This is a genomic window from Methylobacterium iners (assembly GCF_022179305.1).
Lineage (GTDB): Bacteria > Pseudomonadota > Alphaproteobacteria > Rhizobiales > Beijerinckiaceae > Methylobacterium > Methylobacterium iners.
This window is the reverse complement of the sequence record NZ_BPQP01000039.1, coordinates 1-3,104: the sequence shown is the minus strand read 5'-3', so window position 1 is coordinate 3,104 and position 3,104 is coordinate 1. Positions and strand designations below refer to the sequence as shown.

Genomic DNA, 3,104 nt, shown 5'->3' with positions numbered 1-3,104 from the left:
CGAGGACCTCCTCGACCGGCTTGTCGGTCCGGTTCTTGCGGAACACAACCCGGTTCCTGCAGCAGACAACGTGGAAGACAGCGTCATGAAGGTCGCACCATGAAGGGCCTCGTCACATGAAGGGCATCGTCCTGGCTGGCGGCTCCGGCACCCGGCTGCATCCGGCAACGCTGTCGATCAACAAGCAGCTCCTGCCCGTCTACGACAAGCCGATGATCTACTACCCCGTCTCGGTGCTGATGCTGGCGGGCATCCGCGAGATCCTGATCATCTCGTCTCCCGAGCACCTCGACAACTACAAGCGCCTGTTCGGCACCGGCGAGCAGTTCGGGCTGTCCTTCAGTTACGCGGTGCAGCCCCGGCCCGAGGGCCTGGCCCAGGCCTTCGTCATCGGCCGCGCGTTCGTCGGCTCCGACCCCGTCGCCCTGGTCCTGGGCGACAACCTGTTCTTCGGCTCGGGACTGAGCGAGCTGCTTGCGCGCGCGCGGGAGCGCACGAGCGGGGCGACGGTGTTTGCCTACCATGTCGACAACCCGCAGGCCTACGGCGTGGTCAGCCTCGACAAGGCCGGCCGGCCGCTGCGGCTGGTCGAGAAGCCGCCCGAGCCCGACAGCCCCTGGGCGGTGACGGGGCTGTACTTCTACGACAATCAGGTGCTCGACATCGCCGCCGCGGTGAAGCCCTCAGGCCGCGGCGAGCTGGAGATCACCAGCGTGAACCAGGCCTACCTGGAGCGCGGGCAGCTCTTCGTGGAGCGGATGAGCCGGGGCTATGCCTGGCTCGACACGGGCACGCATGACAGCCTCCTGGAGGCGGCCGAGTTCGTGCGCACGCTGCAGCACCGGCAGGGCTTGCAGGTGGCCTGCCTGGAGGAGATCGCCTACCTGCAGGGCTTCATCGGCCGCGACCAGCTCGTCGCCCGCGGCGAGATGTTTGCCAAAACACCCTACGGACAAAACCTGCTGAAACTGGCACACGAAGACACCGACGCCCTGCTGCGCTGAGCGCCCTCACCGCTGAACGCGTAGGAGCGAGCGCGGCTCGTTCCCCTGCGCCAGTCGGCCCGTGAAGCTGTGCTCGCTTCGCGGCGGTAGGAAGCGCCTGAGTGCTCGGTCAGTTCTTCAGGTCGAGCTCGGCAGCCTCGACACCGGCGGCTCGGATGTTTTCCGGCAGAGCCGCAAAGTCCGGGTAGCCTGCCTCGCGGGCCATGGCATCGAGCGCTGTAGCCGCGTCGTTCGCGCTTCCGGTCCAGAGAATGGCGCCGTTCGTCTTCCGCCGAATCTGAAAGATGCTCATGGGCTCCAAGCTCCGCTCGTACTTTGCCCAAGGCAACGTGCGGTCTTCGGCCTCGTTGCAGCAGCGCGCGGATTGACGAAAAATAAATTGCGTTAGTCGTCAGACTGGTCACGCGGCGGAAACCCTCGTGCCATGAAAACGCCCGCCTCGGGTTACAGGGATGGATGGCGGCGGTTCCGCGCTCGCGACCGAACGGGACCCATGCGACCGATCCTTTTCCTCGCCCTCGGCTTGACCGCCTTCGCGACCAGCGCGTCAGCCGAGACGTCGGCCGTGCCCGAGGCGGCAGCGATCGCTCCGGCCGTGACGGTCGTGCCGGCCGCGAGTCGCGAGATCGTGGAGCAGGCGGTCGTCACGGGGACGCTCGTGCCGCGCGACGAGATCATGGTCGCGCCCGAGATCGAGGGCTATCGCATCACCGAACTCCTGGTCGAGGAAGGCGCACAGGTCGCGCGCGGTCAGGTGCTCGCGCGTCTGTCGCGCGAGATGATCGAGACGCAGGAGGCCTCGAACGCTGCGGCCATTGCCAAGGCCGAGGCGGCGATCGTGCAGGCGAGGAGTCAGATCGTTCAGGCCGAGGCGGCGCAGGTCGAGGCGAGCCTCGCGCTGGAGCGCGCCCGTTCGCTTGTGAAAACCGGTAACGCCACGGCTGCCGCCCTGGAACAGCGGGTCTCGACGGCGCAGGGTGCCGACGGTCGGCTTGCCGCCGCGCGGGGCGGCCTCCAGCTCGCACAGGCGGATCTTGCGACGGCGCGTGCGCAGGGGGCGGAGATCGCGCTGCGCCGCGCCCGTACTGAGATCCGCGCGCCGGAGGCCGGCATCGTGAGCCGCCGCACGGCCCGCGTCGGCGCCACGGCGACGGCCACCGGGGAAGCCCTGTTCCGGCTGATCGCGCGCGGCGAGATCGAGCTCGAAGGCGAAGTCCCCGAGACCTGGATGCCCCGGATCAAGCTCGGCGATCCGGCCCGGCTCGATCTCGAGGACGGTCGCAGCCTTCGCGGCCGGGTCCGCCGGATCGATCCCGAGGTGGATCGGATGACCCGCCTCGGCAAGATTCGGATCACGCTCGATCACGACCCGGCGCTGCGGATTGGCGCGTTCGCGCGCGGCAGGGTCGAGGTGGCGCGCCGCACCGGCATCGCGGTGCCGCTCTCGGCGGTGCTCTACGGTGCCGATGGCAGCGCGACCGTCCTGGTGGTGCCGAACGACCGCGTCGAGGCGCGCAAAGTCGCCTTCGGCCTCGCCGCCGACGGGTTCATGGAGGTTCGTTCCGGCGTCGCGGCCGGCGAGGCGGTGGTCTCGCGGGCGAGCAGCTTCCTCCGCCACGGCGACCTCGTTCGCCCGGTCCGGCCGGCAGCGCAGGCTGCCGAGGCCGGGCAGCGCTGAGGAGGGGAACGAGCCGCCATGCGCCTCAACATCTCCGCTTGGGCGATCCGCAAGCCGATCCCGTCGCTCGTCCTGTTCCTGGTGCTCATGGTGCTCGGGTTGGTGAGCTTCCGGAGCCTGCCGATCACGCGCTTCCCCAACATCGACATCCCGATCGTCTCGGTGGCGATCACCCAGAGCGGGGCGGCGCCCTCCGAGCTTCAGACCCAGGTCACGAAGTGGGTCGAGGACGCGGTTTCCGGCGTGAAGGGCGTCAAGCACGTCATCTCGAACATCTCCGAGGGCGCCTCGATCACCACGATCGAGTTCCGTCTGGAGGTGAACCAGGATCGCGCCGTCAACGACGTGAAGGAAGCGATCAACAAGATCCGCATCAACCTGCCGCGCACCATCGACGAGCCGATCATCAGCCGCGTCGAGAT

Annotated in this window: 4 protein-coding genes; 3 read left to right on the top strand and 1 reads right to left on the bottom strand. The window is 68.5% G+C overall.

What is annotated here, in order from left to right:
• Positions 1–116 precede the first annotated feature (116 nt).
• The gene (rfbA, locus tag MFF55_RS13950; RefSeq protein ID WP_238244709.1) at positions 117–1,004 is read left to right on the top strand and encodes a glucose-1-phosphate thymidylyltransferase RfbA; all 888 of its coding nucleotides are present in this window, start codon (positions 117–119) and stop codon (positions 1,002–1,004) included.
• 109 nt (positions 1,005–1,113) lie between these two features.
• On the opposite strand, the gene MFF55_RS13945 is transcribed toward rfbA, so the two are convergent.
• On the bottom strand, positions 1,114–1,296 hold the full coding sequence (locus tag MFF55_RS13945) for a hypothetical protein (protein ID WP_238244708.1): 183 nt from the start codon (positions 1,294–1,296) through the stop codon (positions 1,114–1,116).
• 201 nt (positions 1,297–1,497) lie between these two features.
• Here MFF55_RS13945 and MFF55_RS13940 point away from each other — a divergent pair, with 201 nt between their 5' ends.
• Together MFF55_RS13940 and MFF55_RS13935 are read left to right on the top strand one after the other, a co-directional pair.
• Entirely contained in the window at positions 1,498–2,682 is a 1,185-nt protein-coding gene (locus MFF55_RS13940; protein ID WP_238244707.1) for an efflux RND transporter periplasmic adaptor subunit, read from the top strand.
• A gap of 18 nt (positions 2,683–2,700) precedes the next feature.
• The coding region (locus MFF55_RS13935) for an efflux RND transporter permease subunit (protein ID WP_238244706.1) at positions 2,701–3,104 on the top strand (404 nt) is incomplete at its 3' end.